General features: G+C 73.4%; 20 protein-coding genes. 14 read left to right on the forward strand and 6 right to left on the reverse strand.

Translation table 11 applies throughout. From position 1 onward, the window contains the following. Nucleotides 1-48: 48 nt before the first annotated feature. Nucleotides 49-681: a DUF6318 family protein gene (locus CWIS_RS12880; protein ID WP_156186652.1), complete on the reverse strand. Its 633-nt coding sequence runs from the start codon at nt 679-681 to the stop codon at nt 49-51. Between the two features lie 583 nt (nt 682-1264). Then, complete coding sequence (locus tag CWIS_RS12890) at nt 1265-1525, reverse strand: GlsB/YeaQ/YmgE family stress response membrane protein (protein ID WP_048343709.1); 261 nt, start codon at nt 1523-1525, stop codon at nt 1265-1267. Between the two features lie 180 nt (nt 1526-1705). On the opposite strand from CWIS_RS12890, the gene CWIS_RS12895 reads away from it, so the two are divergent. The 10 genes from CWIS_RS12895 (at nt 1706) to CWIS_RS12935 (ending at nt 9009) form a co-directional block, all read left to right on the forward strand. Further along, nucleotides 1706-1993: a WXG100 family type VII secretion target gene (locus tag CWIS_RS12895; protein WP_156186653.1), complete on the forward strand. Its 288-nt coding sequence runs from the start codon at nt 1706-1708 to the stop codon at nt 1991-1993. Beyond that, entirely contained in the window at nt 1993-2553 is a 561-nt protein-coding gene (locus CWIS_RS12900) for a hypothetical protein (RefSeq protein ID WP_156186654.1), read from the forward strand. The genes CWIS_RS12895 and CWIS_RS12900 overlap by 1 nt, the downstream gene beginning before the upstream one ends. Continuing rightward, complete coding sequence (locus CWIS_RS12905; RefSeq protein ID WP_048343712.1) at nt 2553-2864, forward strand: hypothetical protein; 312 nt, start codon at nt 2553-2555, stop codon at nt 2862-2864. Before CWIS_RS12900 ends, CWIS_RS12905 begins: the two co-directional genes overlap by 1 nt. 4 nt (nt 2865-2868) lie before the next feature. Continuing rightward, nucleotides 2869-3642, forward strand: a complete 774-nt coding sequence (locus CWIS_RS12910; RefSeq protein ID WP_048343713.1) for a hypothetical protein — start codon at nt 2869-2871, stop codon at nt 3640-3642. Beyond that, a complete protein-coding gene (locus CWIS_RS12915; protein ID WP_082156454.1) occupies nt 3639-4046 on the forward strand; it encodes a DUF2510 domain-containing protein in 408 nt (135 codons plus the stop codon). Before CWIS_RS12910 ends, CWIS_RS12915 begins: the two co-directional genes overlap by 4 nt. Nucleotides 4047-4343: 297 nt before the next feature. Beyond that, nucleotides 4344-4469, forward strand: coding sequence for a lasso RiPP family leader peptide-containing protein (locus CWIS_RS18450; protein ID WP_141371438.1), 126 nt, complete (start codon nt 4344-4346; stop codon nt 4467-4469). 279 nt (nt 4470-4748) lie between these two features. Further along, the gene (locus tag CWIS_RS12920; protein ID WP_048343715.1) at nt 4749-6467 is read left to right on the forward strand and encodes an asparagine synthase-related protein; all 1719 of its coding nucleotides are present in this window, start codon (nt 4749-4751) and stop codon (nt 6465-6467) included. Nucleotides 6468-6508: 41 nt separating this feature from the next. Then, entirely contained in the window at nt 6509-6718 is a 210-nt protein-coding gene (locus tag CWIS_RS12925) for a PqqD family protein (protein WP_255318521.1), read from the forward strand. After that, nucleotides 6715-7131, forward strand: coding sequence for a lasso peptide biosynthesis B2 protein (locus CWIS_RS12930; protein WP_048343717.1), 417 nt, complete (start codon nt 6715-6717; stop codon nt 7129-7131). Before CWIS_RS12925 ends, CWIS_RS12930 begins: the two co-directional genes overlap by 4 nt. A gap of 42 nt (nt 7132-7173) precedes the next feature. Then, the gene (locus CWIS_RS12935) at nt 7174-9009 is read left to right on the forward strand and encodes an ABC transporter ATP-binding protein (RefSeq protein ID WP_082156446.1); all 1836 of its coding nucleotides are present in this window, start codon (nt 7174-7176) and stop codon (nt 9007-9009) included. A gap of 12 nt (nt 9010-9021) precedes the next feature. On the opposite strand, the gene CWIS_RS12940 is transcribed toward CWIS_RS12935, so the two are convergent. Beyond that, nucleotides 9022-9687 (reverse strand): response regulator transcription factor, encoded by a 666-nt coding sequence (locus tag CWIS_RS12940; RefSeq protein WP_048343733.1) that lies wholly within the window; start codon nt 9685-9687, stop codon nt 9022-9024. A gap of 64 nt (nt 9688-9751) precedes the next feature. On the opposite strand from CWIS_RS12940, the gene CWIS_RS12945 reads away from it, so the two are divergent. From CWIS_RS12945 to CWIS_RS12960, 4 genes are all read left to right on the forward strand, one after another. Beyond that, complete coding sequence (locus tag CWIS_RS12945) at nt 9752-10921, forward strand: sensor histidine kinase (RefSeq protein WP_156186655.1); 1170 nt, start codon at nt 9752-9754, stop codon at nt 10919-10921. A 63-nt stretch (nt 10922-10984) separates the two neighbouring features. After that, nucleotides 10985-11692 (forward strand): ABC transporter ATP-binding protein, encoded by a 708-nt coding sequence (locus CWIS_RS12950; protein WP_048343718.1) that lies wholly within the window; start codon nt 10985-10987, stop codon nt 11690-11692. After that, nucleotides 11689-12483, forward strand: a complete 795-nt coding sequence (locus tag CWIS_RS12955) for an ABC transporter permease (protein ID WP_048343719.1) — start codon at nt 11689-11691, stop codon at nt 12481-12483. Before CWIS_RS12950 ends, CWIS_RS12955 begins: the two co-directional genes overlap by 4 nt. Further along, on the forward strand, nt 12480-13208 hold the full coding sequence (locus CWIS_RS12960) for a hypothetical protein (protein WP_053071721.1): 729 nt from the start codon (nt 12480-12482) through the stop codon (nt 13206-13208). The genes CWIS_RS12955 and CWIS_RS12960 overlap by 4 nt, the downstream gene beginning before the upstream one ends. A gap of 27 nt (nt 13209-13235) precedes the next feature. Here the strand turns inward: CWIS_RS12960 and CWIS_RS12965 are convergent, their stop codons facing one another. The 3 genes from CWIS_RS12965 to CWIS_RS12975 all read right to left on the reverse strand — a co-directional run. Next, nucleotides 13236-13739: a hypothetical protein gene (locus CWIS_RS12965; RefSeq protein ID WP_156186656.1), complete on the reverse strand. Its 504-nt coding sequence runs from the start codon at nt 13737-13739 to the stop codon at nt 13236-13238. A gap of 361 nt (nt 13740-14100) precedes the next feature. Then, nucleotides 14101-15102, reverse strand: a complete 1002-nt coding sequence (locus CWIS_RS12970) for a D-alanine--D-alanine ligase (protein WP_048343720.1) — start codon at nt 15100-15102, stop codon at nt 14101-14103. Further along, nucleotides 15099-15948, reverse strand: an 850-nt coding sequence (locus CWIS_RS12975) for an alanine racemase (RefSeq protein WP_197080845.1), incomplete at its 5' end; no start/stop codon positions are given. The genes CWIS_RS12975 and CWIS_RS12970, both read right to left, overlap by 4 nt.

Raw genomic sequence — 15948 nt, forward strand, 5'->3', positions numbered from 1 at the left:
GCCCACCCGTCGTCGTCAGGACGGTGAGCGCGGCGATGAGGAGGCGGGTCACAGCTTGCCTGTCCACTTGAGATCAACGCCGTCGATGACCCAGCCACGCTCTGTCCACGTCAGGAGCATCTCGAAGGCTCCGTCAAGCACGTAGTCGATGTCCTTCTCGACGGTGCCGTCTGCAGCGATCAGCTGCGACTCGTGCTCGTGGAACCTCACGGTTGTGGCGTACTGCTGATCGACGTGGTGGAACGCCTGCACGTCAAGCACTTCGATCCGGCCGCCAACCCGGTGCTTCTTCTGGCTCGCCTCCAGTTCCACCTTCTCGACCGTTCCCGCGCAGTACTTGCATGAGTCCGCACTCATCGCCTTCCACGTCGTCAGGTCTCCGGTGGCGAAGGCGTACGGGAACAGCGACAGGAAGTACTCGGACGCCTCGGCGGCCGCCTCCTCGGACGGCGGTCCCTGCAGACCGGCAGGTGGCTCGGGCGGCACTGACGCGTCGAACTCCTCCGCGTCCGCCGTCGGCGCGGCGGAGGGAGTCGGCGGCGGCGAGGGCGTCGTAGTCACGACCGCCGTGGGCCTCGTCGTCGTCGGGTCCGTGCTCGGCGTACCGCCGGTACAACCAGCGAGGACCGCCACAACCAAGCCCGCGAGCGTCGCAGCAGTCGGGGACCTCGGGATACGCATGGCGACGAAACTACACAGAACGGTCAGACCGGATCTGCCCCCGTCTCACCGCCTGTGGACAGCCGGACTCCCGATGACGGCCCGCATCGCAGCTGCGAGCCGCCCGCGGCCGACGGCGGCGCTGAGCTGAGAAGTCATCGGGCGAACGGGCGTGGGAGGCGCCCGGGGGCAGCGTCCCCGACCGCCGGGTCAGCGGCTCCGGACGGCGCCCAGCTCGGTCGGCTCGTCGGGAACCGCCCACCCTGTCGCCTCGAGCGGGGAGTGACCCGGTACGGGCTTCTGGGCGAGCGGAGGCAAGCGAAGGGACGGAGGAGTCGCGTGTGCGACGCCGAGCGACACGGCGAGGGACCGCGGGTCGGAGCGCGAGGCAACCGCAGCGGCGAACTCGTAGGCGGTGGACATCGCGGTCGCTCCTCTCGGCGGTGAACGGCGCCACGTGCGAGCAGCGCCCCTCTCCCTCACTCATCGGAAGGAGACCCCGACGCGATGAGGGATACCGGCCAGCGCGAGCCTCACCTCGTCGGACGGTCGGCGTGAGCCAGGCAGGGGATCTGCCCCGGCGGACGGCCGCGGGCCCGGCGGGTCAGCGCTTCGAGCGGGACGCGGCCGCGCGCCAGACGAGCGTCACGAGGATCGCGCCGACGATCGAGCCGATGATGCCGCTCGGTCGCAGCTCGAGACCGTCGCCGGCCAGCAGGCTCACGAGCAGCCCGCCGACGAACGACCCGACGAGCCCCGCCACGATCGCCATCGTCCAGTCGATGCCGCGCGAACCCTTGCCGAGGATCAGCTGGGCAGCCGCACCGACCAGCATTCCGAACAGGATGATGCCGATGATGAGCATGGCCCGAGGCTAGGGGCATTCGCGACATTCGGCGCGTTCTCCACGCGCTCGGGTGCGCAGGTTCGTCGAGACCGCCCTCGTGCGCCACCGGTGGACCACCTAGCGCAGGCGGCTCGCGACCGTGTCCCGGACCGTGGCGAACGGGGCGAACTGGGCGAAGACCCCCGCTACGCTGCCCGCATGTCCGAGCTGAAGGTCGATCCCGACGAGCTGGATTCGGCGGGCGCCGACATCCGCGCGAGCGTCACGAACGTCGAGACCTCCCTCGACACGCTCACCGTCGACCTCCAGTCGTTGTCGGCGCAGTGGACGGGGGCCGCGTCGGACGCGTTCCAGTCCGCGTATCGCTCGTGGAACGGGGACATGTCCCGCATGGCGGCGAACCTGAGGGCCATCGCCGACCTGCTGCACCGCGCCTCGGTCGCCTACACGCGGACCGAGGCAGCCGTCGTCGAGAGGTGCTCCTGATGAGCGACCCCGCAGGCGGGCCGGCACCCGACATCCGCGCCGGGCTCGAGGGGTTCACGCAGCGGGCTGAGGCCTCGATCGCGCGACTGCGGGACATCCAGAGCCAGATCGACGCGCTCGTGCCGCCGCAGCAGGCCCACGCGGTGCGCGCCGAGATGGACGGCGACGGCCTGCTGGTCGAGCTGATCATCGAGCAGGACCTGCCCGCCGCGGAGCTCGAGCACGAGATCGGCCTCGCGATCGCCGACGCCGCGCGACGCCGCCCCACACCCGACCCCGCGCAGCTGCAGGCCGGGTTCCGGGCCGCCGCCCGGGCGGGCGAGCTCGACCTCGGGCGCATCCTCGAGCAGCTCTTCGCGGGGCACGACCCGAGCACGCAGCCCGCGGCGCACCGCAACGCGCACAACACTGTCGAGGTGAGCGCGCAGTCCGGGTTCGTGCGGCGCGTCCGTTGCGACCACGCGTGGCTGACGTCCACGTCGCGCGAGGGCGTGGCCGACGAGGTGCGGCGCACCGTCAACGAGGCCGTCACCGCCTCGGCGAGACCCGGGAGGGCCTGATGGCAGACGAGTTCTCCGTCGACACCGCGGCGCTGCGCTCCGACGTGTCGGTGTGGCGCGGCTGGCAGGACCGCCTGGGCGACATGGCCGCTGCCGTACCGACCGTCGGCACCGACCTCGACCCGCTGGCGTTCTCCCTCCTGCCCGGCGCCGACCAGGTGCGTTCCGCGTACGCGTCGATCGCCGCGGGCCTCGCCGACCAGGTCGCGACCGGCGCGGGTGTGCTCGACGGGATCGCCACCACGCTCACGACCGTCGCCGGTCTCTACGAGGACGTCGAGAGCGACGTCGTCCAGTCGTTCCGGAGGTAGCCCCATGTTCGGACCATCCGCCGAGCAGGTCGCGGACCTGATCCGCGTCGGCTGCGACCGGATCGAGAAGCAGGTGCGCAGCAACGTGGCCGCCGCGCCCGGGCTCGTCGACCGGGCGCTCGACGCGGTGCGCGTCGGCTGGCCCGTGTCCGTGCCGCTGCCCGAGCCGGTCAAGGCGCTCCTGCGCAAGCTGATCCTCGAAGCCGTCCGCGAGTGCGCCGAGACCATCTACGACGCGCTCGACCAGTTCCGGCTCCTCGCGCGATCCGTCGGGCGCCCCAGCTCGCTGCGTGCCGCCGCCAGCCGCCTCGACACCGACGTGCTCGCGCGCGCCACCGCACTCGACGCCGACATGGTCGCCGCCAACCTCGACGCGCACAGCCGCGACCGGTGGGACTCGCTCGCGACCGACCAGTACCAGACCGCGCTCGCCGAGCAGAAGGCAGCCGTCGGCTCGATCGACGACGTCGCCCGCGGCCTGCGCGACGCGCTGAACTCGCTCGCGACCGACATCGAGGAGTTCTTCGACGAGCTGGAGATCGCGTACATCTCGTTCGCGCTGTGCGTCGCGGGGCTGGTGCTCGCGATCCTCACCGCGGTCGAGACGTTCGGCATCGGCGCGGTGATCGGCCTCATCGTGGCGGTGCTCAGCCTCATCGTCGGGATCTACTCGCTCATCTCCGCGTTCACCGGCGCGTCCGCGCACAACGCCGAGAACGCCGAGCGCCTGTCCGACACCCCCGCGCTCGCGTGGCCGACCTCGGCGTTCGCGACGTGACCCACCCACCCGCACCGCCGCCGCCCGCCGGTTGGTACCCGGGCGACCACCCCGGCACCGAGCGGTGGTGGGACGGCACCCGCTGGTCCGACGCGGTGCGTCCCGCCACATCGCCGGGCGCGGCCGTGCCGGCACCCGTCGAGCGGATCCGGTGGGCCGGGGTCTGGTGGGGAGGACGCGGCGGGAGCGGCCTCTACCTCGCCTTCGGGATCGTGTTCGTGCTCCTCGCGCTGCCGCCGCTCGCGTTCGCGCTGGGCGCCGACGAGGCGTGGCGGGCGGCGTTCATGCTCGCGTTCTCGCTCGTGCTGCTCGTCGGCGCCGCCGCCCTGTTCACCAACGCCCACTTCTGCCGCGTCATCGAACGCCGCCACCCGACGGGCGACGCCCCGCCACCCCACCGCTGACACCCACCGTCGTCCGGGTGCGCTCGTGCAGCGCCCGGTGCCTCACGACGTCTCCGGCACGGCGATCTCGACGCCGTCCGCGCGCTCGAGCCCCGTGAGCCCGAGCAGGTGCCGTCGCACTCCCGGACCGCGAAGAGCTCGCCCACGGCGCGCCCGCAATACCAGGCTGAATGTGCGTGCACAACCCCACCTATTGTCTGGCGGCCGAGATTCTCGTCCGCCGGGCGCGCTCATAAACTCCGGACAGCGGACAGAGATTGTTCGCGTCCACAACTCGACCAACGAGAGGAGTGAACAATGAGCACCTACTCCGCCCCGCAGCTCACGCGCATCGGATCGTTCAAGTCCGTGACGAAGAGCCTCGGCAAGGCGCCGCACAACGACATCTTCCGGCGCCCCGCGATCTTCGTCATCTACGTCTGATGACCCGCTAGATCGCTGCACGGAGCGTCGGTGCGGATCGACAGCACGCGATCCGCACCGACGCTCTCCGAGCGCGCTCTCAATTGCGCAAGACCGCCCGCACAATGCGCGTTGGCGACCTTTCTTCACGAATCTGGAGACGGAATGCCCATCGTCGTCCTGCCCGATCGCCCGGTGCCTCACGGGCTGGCTGCTGATCTCGCCGCCACGGTTGGCGATGTGCTTTTCCGCCACCCGTCGGGAAATCCGTGGCTGGTCGGGAGTGCCGAGGGTCGACGCGTGCTCAGCGCGCGTTCCCGGCACCTGGACGTGGTCGTCGTCGGCGACGACTCCCACGGTCTCGACGAGCGGTCCCTGTCCGCCTGGCTCGCGGGCTCGACGTCCGTCGACCACCTCGACGCCAGCCGGATCACCGAGGGGGACGTGCTGCTGTTCGCCCGGTCGCACGGGCGTATGCGGTCGCAGGCGCCGGTGTTCCTGACCAGGTCGCTGTGCTGGACGACGATCGACGGCGTCCCCGTGATCAGCGACGAGCAGCTCGCTCTGCAGCGGCTCGCAGCGCTCGCACCGGACCCGGCGGTCCTGGCGAGCCGGCTGACCGATGCCGAGATCTCGCTCCCGGTCGGCCTGCGGAGCATCTGGGCTGGCCTGCACACGCTGCGACCCGGCGAGTGGCTGGACTCGCGTGAGGCCAGCGCGCCGCGCGCGGTGCGGTGGTGGAGCCCGCCCGCACCCGACCGTTCGCTCGCCGAGCTGACGCCTGTGCTGAGCGAGGCCGTCGAGGCGGCGCTCGCGTCCCGCACGGGAGGCCGCCGTGAGGTGAGCGCCGACCTGTCCGGCGGGTTGGACTCGACCACGCTGAACTTCTTCCTGGCCGGCTCCCGGACCCGGCACCACAGCCTCTTCCTCAGCTCGCAGAACGTCGCGAACGGCGACCACGTGTGGGCGGACCGGGCGGCGGCCGAACTCGGGACCCACCACGTCGTCGTCCCGTACGCCTCCGTGCTCCCCCGGCTGATCGACGCGACGACCGGGACGCTCGGCAACACACCCGAGGGACCGAGCATCGCCTCGGTGTCCGCGGCGGCCGTCCCGATGCTCGAGGACGCGCTGGCACCCACGGGCTCCTCCCTGCACCTCAACGGCCACGCGGGAGACGCGCTCTTCGGCCCGGTCACGACGATCCTGTGGTCGCTGCTGCGGTCCGGGGACAAGGGCCGGGTGCGGCAGATCCGGCGCCAGCGACTCGCGAACCGGTACCCGCTCGTCGGCACCCTGCGGATGCTGGCGGACCGCAGCACGTACGCGGACGACCTCACGCGCGTCGCACACGCCGACTTCGCCCGCGCCGAGCCGGAGCTGGCGGACCACTCCCGGTGGGTCGCGATGCCCCGGGTCCACCCCGCCCTCACGGACACCGCCCGCGAGCACGTGCGCGAGCTCGCCACGCGGGAGCGAGACGAGGGACGGGGACCGTACTCGCCCGACCGCACCCTCCACCAGATCGTGCAGTACCTGTCCGTCCACGGCGCCGACGTCCGACGCGTCAACCAGGCCCGGACGCCGGGCGCGGGCCTGTCGTTCGACAGCCCGTACCTCGACCGCAGGGTCGTCGACGCGTGCCTCGCGCTGCGCATCGGGGATCGCGCGCGCCAGTACCCGGTCAAGCCTCTGCTGGCCGCCGCGCGCCCGACGCGGATGTCCCTCGACTACTTCACGCGCGCGGACAAGGGCGACTACTCGGCCGAGGTGTTCGCGCACCACCGTGCCGCCACCCCCTTGCTCCGCGAGCTCTTCGCGTCGGGCTCCGTCCTCGAGGACCTGGGGCTCGTCTCGGCGGGACGAATCATGCAATCGATCAGCGAGTACTCCGTCGACGGCGCGGAGTACCGGGACCTCGACCAGATCGCGTTCACCGAGCGATGGCTCCGGTCGCTCGCAGACCCGCAGCCGCTGGCTGCACGTACTCGAGAGGGTGAGCTGACATCGTCCAGCTGAAGGAAGGCCTCGAGATCGTCGACGTCGAGGACGGCAGGGTCCTGCTCGACTCGCGCAAGGGCGTGTACTGGCACCTCAACGAGGCCGCGATGACGTTCCTCGACGAGCTCGCCAAGGGTTCGACCCTCGAGGACCACGTGCGTGCCGTGGCCCACGAGACCGGCGCCGACGAGGCGCGCGTCCGAGCCGACCACCTGCAGCTCCTCACGGAGTTCCGCAAGGCCAAGCTCGTCACGGACGCGTCGGCATGAGCGCGCCGGTCCTCGCCGAGCTGCGCGAGCGCATCGGGTTCCGCCGGTCGCTCGTCGCGCGGTTCGCGACCGCCTCGGCGTTCGTGCTCGCCGCGTTCCCACCCGCGGCGATCCGGCGCGTCCTGGTGGTCGTGACCGCGGGCGCCCGGCCCGCCCAGGCCGACGAGGTGCTGCGGTGGCGCACGGACGTCAACAGCGTCAGCCGGCGCTGCGCGGGCCAGGGGTGCTTGCAGCGCTCGATCGCCGTGGTGCTCCTGGCGCGCCTGCACCGCCGCGCGCCCACGTGGAAGACGGGGTTCCGCCCCGATCCGTTCGTCGCACACGCGTGGGTCGAGGTCGACGGCGTCCCGATCGGGGAACCACCCGCGGTCGCGCACTTCCGTCCCGTCCTGCGCGTCTCCGCGCGGCGCTGAACCCCGCAGCATCTGACCTTCGTCCGACTGGAGTGCACCACCATGACCGGAACACCCGTCATCGACCAGCCGCAGGCGCCGGCGGCGTCCCCGGCAGCAGCATCGGCCCAGAGCGGCGCGCCGGCCCCCCGGCCCGCGGGGCTGGGTGACGTCCTGCGCATCCTGCGGCCGTACCGCGCCCGCATGGTCCTGGCGTTCGTGCTCGGCTCCGCGAGCACGGCGTTCGGGGCGCTCCAGCCGCGTGTCGTCGCGTCAGCGGTCGACGGCTTCCAGGGCAGCGTGCAGGCGACGACCGTCGGGTTCCTCGTCGGGCTCCTCGTCCTGAGCGCCGTCTTCACCAACGCTCAGCAGCTCGTGATGGAGCGGTCCGGCGAGCTCTTCGCCTTCGACACACGTGAGCGCCTGATCCGGCACCTGTTCACGCTCCCGATCGGCGTCCTGGAACGCCGGGACCGCGCCGACCTGGTCTCACGGGTGACGACCGACATCAGCCAGCTCCGGATGGTCATGAGCTCGGGGATCGTCGAGCTCGCGACGAGCGTCGTCGCGGTCGTCGTCTCGATCGTCATGATGTCGTTGATCGACTGGACGCTGCTGGCGCTCGCCGTCGTCACGATCGTCGTCGCGCTCGTCGTGATCGTGATCATCGGCCGTCGGACCGCACCCGCCGGGCTCCGCCTGCAGACCGCCATGGGCACGCTCGCCGGCGCGGTGACCCGCGCGCTCGGATCGATGCGGACGATCCGCGCGACCGTCTCGGCCGACCGTGAGGTGGGGGTCGCCGTGGGGGAGGCCGCCACGGTCCTGAAGGCCGGCTACGCGGCCGCGACCCTGCGTGCGGCGATCCAGACGTTCGCGGCCGTCACCATCCAGGTCCTCCTGCTGGCGATCATCGCCGTCGGCGCGATGCGCGTCGCCGCCGGGAGCCTCACGGTGGGCGAGCTCAGCGCGTTCATCATGTACCTGATGCTCATGGCCGCGCCGATCACGCTGTGCGCGGGGATCTTCGCCCAGCTCGGCGAGGCGTTCGGCTCGCTCCACCGCGTGCTGGAGGTCCACGCGATCGAGGGGGAGCGCGACGTCGAGGCGCTCCCGGCGGCGCCGCTGCCGCAGCTCGCTGCCTCCGCCCCGGCCGTGTTCGCGCTCGCCCACGTCTCGTTCCGGTACCCGCAGGCCCCGGACAGCGCGGCCCGCACCGACGACTGGGTGCTGCGCGACGTGTCGGTCGACTTCCGCGCCGGCGCGACGACCGCGCTCGTCGGCCCGTCCGGCGCCGGCAAGTCCACCGTCTTCGCGCTCCTCGAGCGGTTCTACGAGCCGACCGAGGGCACGGTCCGCTTCCGCGGCGAGGACGTGCGCCACCTGTCGCGGCTCGAGCTGCGCCGCCAGGTCGCCTACGTCGAGCAGGACGCGCCCGTCCTGTCAGGCACGGTCCGGGACAACCTGGTCCTGGGCGCGCACACCGCGACGACCGAGCAGTGCGTCGACGCGCTGCGCCAGGTCAACCTGCTCAAGGCCGACGACGACGGCGCCGCGTTCCTCGACTGCCAGGTGGGCGAAGGCGGCGAGCTGCTGAGCGGCGGCGAGCGCCAGCGCCTCGCGATCGCCCGCGCGCTCCTGGCGGGCTCTCCGGTCCTGCTGCTCGACGAGGTCACGTCGAACCTCGACAGCAACAACGAGCGGCTGGTCCAGGACCTCGTCGCGTCGGCCGGGGAGCAGAGCGTCGTGGTCATCGCCCATCGCCTCTCGACGGTGGTCGCCGCGGACTCGATCGTCGTGCTCGACCATGGCCGCGTCGTCGCGCAGGGCAAGCACCGCGAGCTGATGGAGACGTGCGCCCTGTACCGCGAGCTGGCACACCACCAGCTGATCGCCTGAAGGAGCGCCCCGTCAGCGCGTCTCGTGCAGCAGGCCGGCCTCGTACGCGAGGACGGCGAGATGCGTGCGGTCCTTGACCCCGAGCTTGACGAACATCCGCCGCAGGTAGGTGCGGACGGTCTCGGTGCTGAGCACGAGCTCGTCGGCGACCTCCTGGTTCGACAGGCCCCGGGCGACGAGCCGCACGACGTCGATCTCACGCGCCGTGAGCAGCTGCCCGACGAACGCGTGGCGCCGGTCCGGCAGGGGCGGGGCGAGCTGCCGGATCAGCCGCGCGGTGACCTCCGGCGCGAGCAGCGCGTGACCTGCGTGCGCGGTCCGCACCGCGGTGAGCACCTCCTGGGGCGAGGCGTTCTTGAGCAGGAACCCGGAGACACCGAGCCCGAGGGCCTCGTGCACGTACTCGTCGAGGTCGAACGTCGTGAGCATGACGACCCGCACGCCGGGCACGTCCTGGAGGATCTCCCGAGCGGCCTCGAGGCCGGTACGACGAGGCATCTGGACGTCCAGGAGCGCCACGTCGGGCCGGTACGCCCGCACCAGGCGGACCGCCTCGGCACCGTCACCCGCCTCGCCCTCCAGCCGGAAGCCCTCGGTGCGGTCGAAGAGCTTGCGGTACACGGCCCGGAAGGACGGGTCGTCATCGGCGACGACGACGCGGATCGAAGGGTCGGCCATAGCAGCCCAGTATCGCGGCGGCACGCCCGTGCCGGTGCCCGACGAGACGGATAGGGTGCGACGCGTGCCTGGCCCTGCGATCGTGGCCCAGCCGCCGCGCGGGTCGTCGGCGGTGCTCCGCAGGCTCGCCGACGCGCTGGCCGCCGTGGTCGTGCTGGGCGTGTTCTGGTTGCCGCCCACGCTCGAGCACCAGGGGTGGCGGCTCGCGGCCGGCCTGTCGCTCGCGGCCCTCGTCGGCGCCGCGATGCTCACCCGGGAACGGCTCCCCGCGGTGCTCGTCGGGGGCGTCGGGGTCGCGACGCTGGTCGCCGCCGCGCTCGGCCTCACCGACGACTTCATGCTCGCGGCCGCCTGGTGCCTCTACCCGTTGGCGGTCCGGCGCGCCACGAGTGCACGCCGTCTCGTCGTCGGCCTGATCGTCACCCTCCTGCTCGTCTCGGTCACGGTGGGCTTCCCCGACGACGCCCGGCAGGCGGCGCAGTGGGCGATCCTCTCCGTCGTCGCGCCCGGCGTCGCGTGGCTCCTCGGGACGGCGGTCGGCCGCCAGCTCGACGCGGCACGGGACGCGGCGCGCGCGGCCACGCGGCTCGAGGTCGCGCGGGAGGTGCACGACGTGGTGGGTCACGCCCTGGGGCTCCTCAGCGCGCAGGCCGGCGTGGCCCGGTCGCTCCCCGACGCGACCGACGCGGAGCTGCGCGAGGCACTGGCCGAGATCGAGCAGCGGGCCCGGCACACGTTGACGGAGGTCCAGGAGCTCGTCGGCACGTTGCGCGCCGCGGACCCCGACGAGTCCGACGACGTCGCTCTCGCGCCCCAGCTGCACGAGCTGGTCGCGCGGACCCGGGCCGCCGGCGTGCAGGTCGACGAGCGCGTCTCGCTCGACGAGCCGCTCCGCGACGCGACTGCGCTCGTCGTGTTCCGGATCGTCCAGGAGTCGTTGGCCAACGCCGTCCGGCACGCTCCGGGCGCGCCGTGCACGGTCGTCGTCGAGTCGGTCGGGAACGACGTGCGGGTGCAGGTGAGGGACCACGGCCCCGGCGCCCGGCAGCGGGGTCCAGGCGTCAGTCGAGTCGAGGGTGCAGGCGTCGGTCCGGGGTTCGGGCTGACCGGGATGCGCGAGCGCGCGCACCTGGTGGGCGGCACGGTGCAGTGGGGCAACCACCCGGAGGGCGGGTTCGAGGTCAACGCGCTGCTGCCGGCGCGCGCCCGCGGCGAGGTGTCTACTTCCGGGTGACCCGGCCGCGGGGGCGACTCACGCAGGATCGACAGGTCCCGCCCGATCGTCCGTGAGGTTCCCGTGATCGAGATCTCGCACCTGTCCAAGCGCTACCACACGACCGCCGCGGTCGACGACGCGACCTTCACCGCACGTCCCGGCCGGGTCACCGGGTTCCTGGGCCCGAACGGCGCCGGCAAGTCGACGACCCTGCGCATCCTCCTCGGGCTGAGTGCCGCGACGAGCGGGACCGCGACGATCGACGGCAGGCGCTACCGGGACCTCGAGCACCCGCTGCGGACCGTCGGAGCCCTGCTCGACGGCGCGGGTGCGGTCCCCGAGCGGCGCGCCGTCGACCACCTGCGCTGGGTCGCGCAGTCCAACCGGATCCCGCGGGCACGCGTCGACGAGGTGCTCGAGCTGGTGGACCTCACCGGCGCCCGCAGGCAGCGCGTGCGGACGTTCTCCCTGGGCATGACGCAGCGGCTCGGCATCGCGACCGCCCTGCTCGGCGACCCGCAGGTCGTCGTGCTCGACGAGCCGACGAACGGCCTCGACCCGGCGGGCATCCGGTGGATCCGCACCCTCCTGCGCGACTTCGCCGCGCAGGGGCGCACGGTGCTGGTCTCGTCGCACCAGATGGCGGAGATGTCCGACACGGTGGACGACCTCGTCATCATCGACCGCGGCCGGGTCGTCGTGCGCGGGACGCTCGACGAGGTCGTCGCCGGGCACCTCTCGCTCGAGGAGGCCTTCTTCGCGGCGCTCGCGACGGGCGCCGCCCGATGAGCGCCCTGCTCGCGGTGGCGCGTGCCGAGCTCACGAAGATCGTCACGCTGCGCAGCGTGTGGCTCACGCTCGGCGCGGTGCTGGCGATCCAGGTCCTGGTGAGCGCGCTCTCGTTGTCGCTGTACGCCGACGCCGTCGCCGCGATCACGCCCGACGGCATGATCGAGATCTTCGTCGGGCAGCCTCAGGAGGCGGAGCAGGCGATGCTCGAGAGCCTCGTCGCGTCGTCGCTCCAGATGTGCATCTTCCTGCCCGTGGTCGCGGCCGTGGTCGCCGGCCAGGAGCTCCGCGGCCGCCAGCTGCGCACGAGCCTGCTCGCGGTGCCCGCGCGCGGACGCCTCATGACGGCGAAGCTCGTCGCCGCGACCGTCTTCCTGCTCGTGCCCGCCTCCCTCGTCGCCCTCGTGTCCGCCGTGTTCACCCACCTCGCCGTCCAGGAGTGGAAGCCGGGCCTCGTCGTGAGCCCCGCGGCCCTGTCCGCTCAGGCCCGGTTCATCGCGTTCGCGGTCGCCCTGTGCCTCGTGACGTACGCGATCACGCTCGCCGCGCGGAGCATCGTCGTCGCCGTCGTGGCCGCCGTCATCCTGACGACGGTGACCATGGGCCAGCTGGTGGCACCGGGGCTCGACCGGTGGCTGCCCGTGAGCGCCGGCCGGAACCTGCTGCTGGACCCCGTCTCGACCCCGGACCTGACCTCGGGCCCCGTGCTCGCGGTGCTCGTCCTGGTCGCCTGGGTCCTCGTCACGGGAGCGGGCGCGGGCGCCTCGCTCGCGCGACGGGACGCGCCGTGAGCGCGGTCGTCGCGGGCGAGCTCGACAAGGTCCGCACGCTGGCCTCGACGTGGACCGTGGTGGGCCTGGCACTCGTCGCCCAGCTGGTGCTCGCACTGCTGGCCCGCGACGACACCGTGCGGGTCGCCGGCTCCGACGGCGGCACCCCGCTCGGCCAGATCGGCGGCGTCATGCTCGCGCCGGTCTACGTGCTCGCCGCGCTCGGCGCGCTCGCGGCCGGCACCGAGTACCTGAACGGGCAGCTGCGCGTCAGCCTGCTCGCGGTCCCGGACCGGCCGCGGCTGTTCGGCGCACAGCTGGTCGCCGTGACCGCCGCGAGCGCGGCTGCCGCGGTCGTCGTCGTCGTGCCTGCACACCTCGTCCAGCACTCCGGCCTGCTCGCGGAGGGCACGCTGACGCCCGGCGCCGCGGCGGTGGACGTCGTCGCGCTCGTCGCCGTCTACACGCTCGTGCCGGTCGTCGCGTTCGGGCTCGCGGTGCTGGCCCGAGGTGCCGTGCTGCCGCTCGTCGTGCTCGTCGTCGCCGGGCTGCTCGTCGCGCCGACGCTGCGCGGCGCCCTGACCGACCTGATCGCCCTGCTCCCCCATGACGCCGCGCTCAGCGCGGTCGGGCTGCCCGAGGGCACGGACCCCCTGCCGCGCTGGGCAGGGCTGGGCGTGCTCGCGGCGTGGGCGGCAGCGCTCGTCGGTGCGGCGGGCGTGACGTTCACGCGGCGCGATGCCTGACGCGGGCGCCCCGGGGCGCCCCGGGCGTCACTGCACCACGCCCAGCCGGATGGCGACCGCGACGAGCGCCTCCCGCCCCGCACCCTGCGGCAGCTCGAGCTTCGCGCTGACGTACCGGATGTGCGCGTCCACCGCCCGGGCGCTGAGCCGCCGGCGTCCCCCGCTCAACCTGCTGCCGATCTCCGAGGACGTGGGAAGGGGTGCGCTGAGCGAACCCGACAGCCGGGGCCGGCACAGCTCACGCAGCACCCGGTGGTACGTGGCGCGCGAGTCGAGCAGGGGGCCGGTCGGCGCCGCGCTGCACGCCGGCACGCCTGCCTCCAGGAGCGTCGGCTCGGGACCGAACACCGTGACCATCGAGTCGCCGGGCGCGCTGGTCGAGCCGATCTGCGACAGCTCGAACGGGACCGGGACGCGCTGCCGGGCAGGCTCGACGACGAAGTACTGGTAGGGGTCCTCCATGTTCATGATCCGCATCGGCTGGTCGTCCGAGAGGTTGCTGACGAGCCAGTAGCCGTCCGTCGCCGTCACCTGCGCGGTGAACGCCGGCGTGAGATCGTCGTCGATCCTCAGGCTCAGGTCGCACGCACGGCACCGACACACCCCGACCGACGCGGACTGCCCGGCCCTCACCGTGACCTGCCGAGCCGGTTCCCCGGCCAGGCACGGCGCTTGAATCGTGATCAGGTTCTCCACCACAACAGCCCCCTGCTGTCTCGCGCGTCGTGACCGGCTCGCCAGTGACTGACGCGCGTCCTCATCGTGCGAACGCGTCAGCGTAGTAGAGCAGCACCGCCCGACACGGGTGGATTTCGGGGCATTCCGCACGGTGGGCACGGCCCACGCCGGCAGGCTGCGGCCTACGGGAGCGTCACCCGGTCGCTCGCCGCCGTCACGACGTGCGCGCAGCGTGCCGCGTGCACGCCTGCGCGACGAGCTCTCCGACGAGCTCGCCGTACGTCAGGCCGGCCGCGGCGAACATCACCGGGACCTGGGAGTGCGCCGTCATTCCCGGCATGGTGTTGACCTCGTTGAGGACCGGGCCGCGCACGGTGAGGAAGAAGTCGACGCGCGCCACGCCGTCGCAGCCCAGCGCGTCGACCACCGTCAGCGCGGCGTGGGCGAGCGCATCGGCGTCCGCCGGGTCGAGCGCCGCGGGCACGACGAACCGCGCGCTGCCGTCGTACTTGGTCGCGGTGTCGAAGACGGCGCCCGCGTGCCCGATCTCCAGGGCGGGGGAGACGAGGGTCGTGCCGTCGGCGCGACGCAGCACGGCCACGTCGATCTCGCGGCCCGCCACGACCTCCTCGACGAGCACGCGGTCGTCGAGCTCGAGCGCGGCGGCCACGGCGTCCGCGAGCTCGGCGGCGGTCTCGACGTGCCGCACCCCGTGGCTCGACCCGCTCGACACCGGCTTGACCACCGCCGGGAGCCGCGGGTCCGCGCACGCCTCGGCGACGCCGCGCACGACCCGCCCGTCGGCGACGGCGACCCCCACAGCGGCCGCGACGAGCTTCGTCAGCCACTTGTCCATGCCGACGGCGCCCGCCCGCACCCCCGACCCGACGCACGCCACGTCGGCGAGGTCGGCCAGCGCCGCGAGCGTCCCGTCCTCGCCGTGCAGGCCGTGCACGGCGGGCAGCAGCACGTCGCACGTCGCGACGAGCCCCACGGCCTGCGCGAACGTCAGCGCCCTCCCGCCGCTCGACCACGACCCGTCGCGCGCGACCGTCAGCTCGACGACGTCGTGCGTGGGCGCCAGCGCGGCGCGGACGGCTGCGGCGGACGCGAGCGACACGTCGTGCTCGGCGTTGGCGCCGCCGCCGACGACCGCGACGCGGCACCGCGGCACGCTCGAGGAGGTCACGGGGTCGTGCTGCAGGTCGGTGGTCACGCGAGCTCCTCGGGGCTGGTGGACGGGGGTGCGGGCACGACGTGCCGCACGAGGCGGCGGCCCAGGCCGGTGAGCAGCTCGTGCGGGAGGGTGCCCGCCCAGCCGGCCCACTCGGTGAGCGTGGGGGCGAGGTCGTCGCCCGTGCCGATGACGGTGACGACGTCGCCGGTCCGCACCGGCAGGTCGCCCACGTCGACGACGACCTGGTCCATGGACACTCGCCCCGCGAGCGGCCGTCGCCGGCCGTGGACGAGCACCTGCGCGCGTCCCGACGCGGTCACGGGCAGGCCGTCGGCGTAGCCGAGCGGCAGCAGCGCCAGGCGCGTCGGGGCGGGCGTGCGGTACGTGTGCTCGTACCCGACGCCGACCCCGGCGCCGACGTCACGCACCTGCACCACGGGGGCGGTCACCTGCGCGACCGCGTGCAGCACGGGGCACCGGCCGGTCGGGTCGATCCCGACGAGGCCTGCACCGACGCGTGACAGGTCGAACCGGGTCGCCGGCAGGCCCAGCACCGCGGCTGTCGCACCCAGGTGCCGCAGCGCCGGGCGCAGGCCGGCGGCGCGCGCCCGCGCGACGCCGTGCACGAAGCGGGCCGTGGCGTCCGCGTTGGCCTGCGGGTCGAGGCTCGCCGCGCACGCCAGGTGGCCCATGACCCCCACGACGCGCACCGCACCGGTCAGCTCGGCGCGCCACGCCGCGGCGCACAGCGCGGGCCACAGCTCGGGCGCGCAGCCGTCGCGCGCTGTCCCGCAGTCCAGGTACAGGTGCACGGCGACGGCCCGACCCGTACGCCGCCCGGCCGCCACTGCGGCCTCGAGGTGCCCGAGGCTCCGCCCCGCCCCC

Origin of the sequence: Cellulomonas sp. A375-1 (assembly GCF_001040865.1) — a bacterium.
Lineage (GTDB): Bacteria > Actinomycetota > Actinomycetes > Actinomycetales > Cellulomonadaceae > Cellulomonas > Cellulomonas gelida.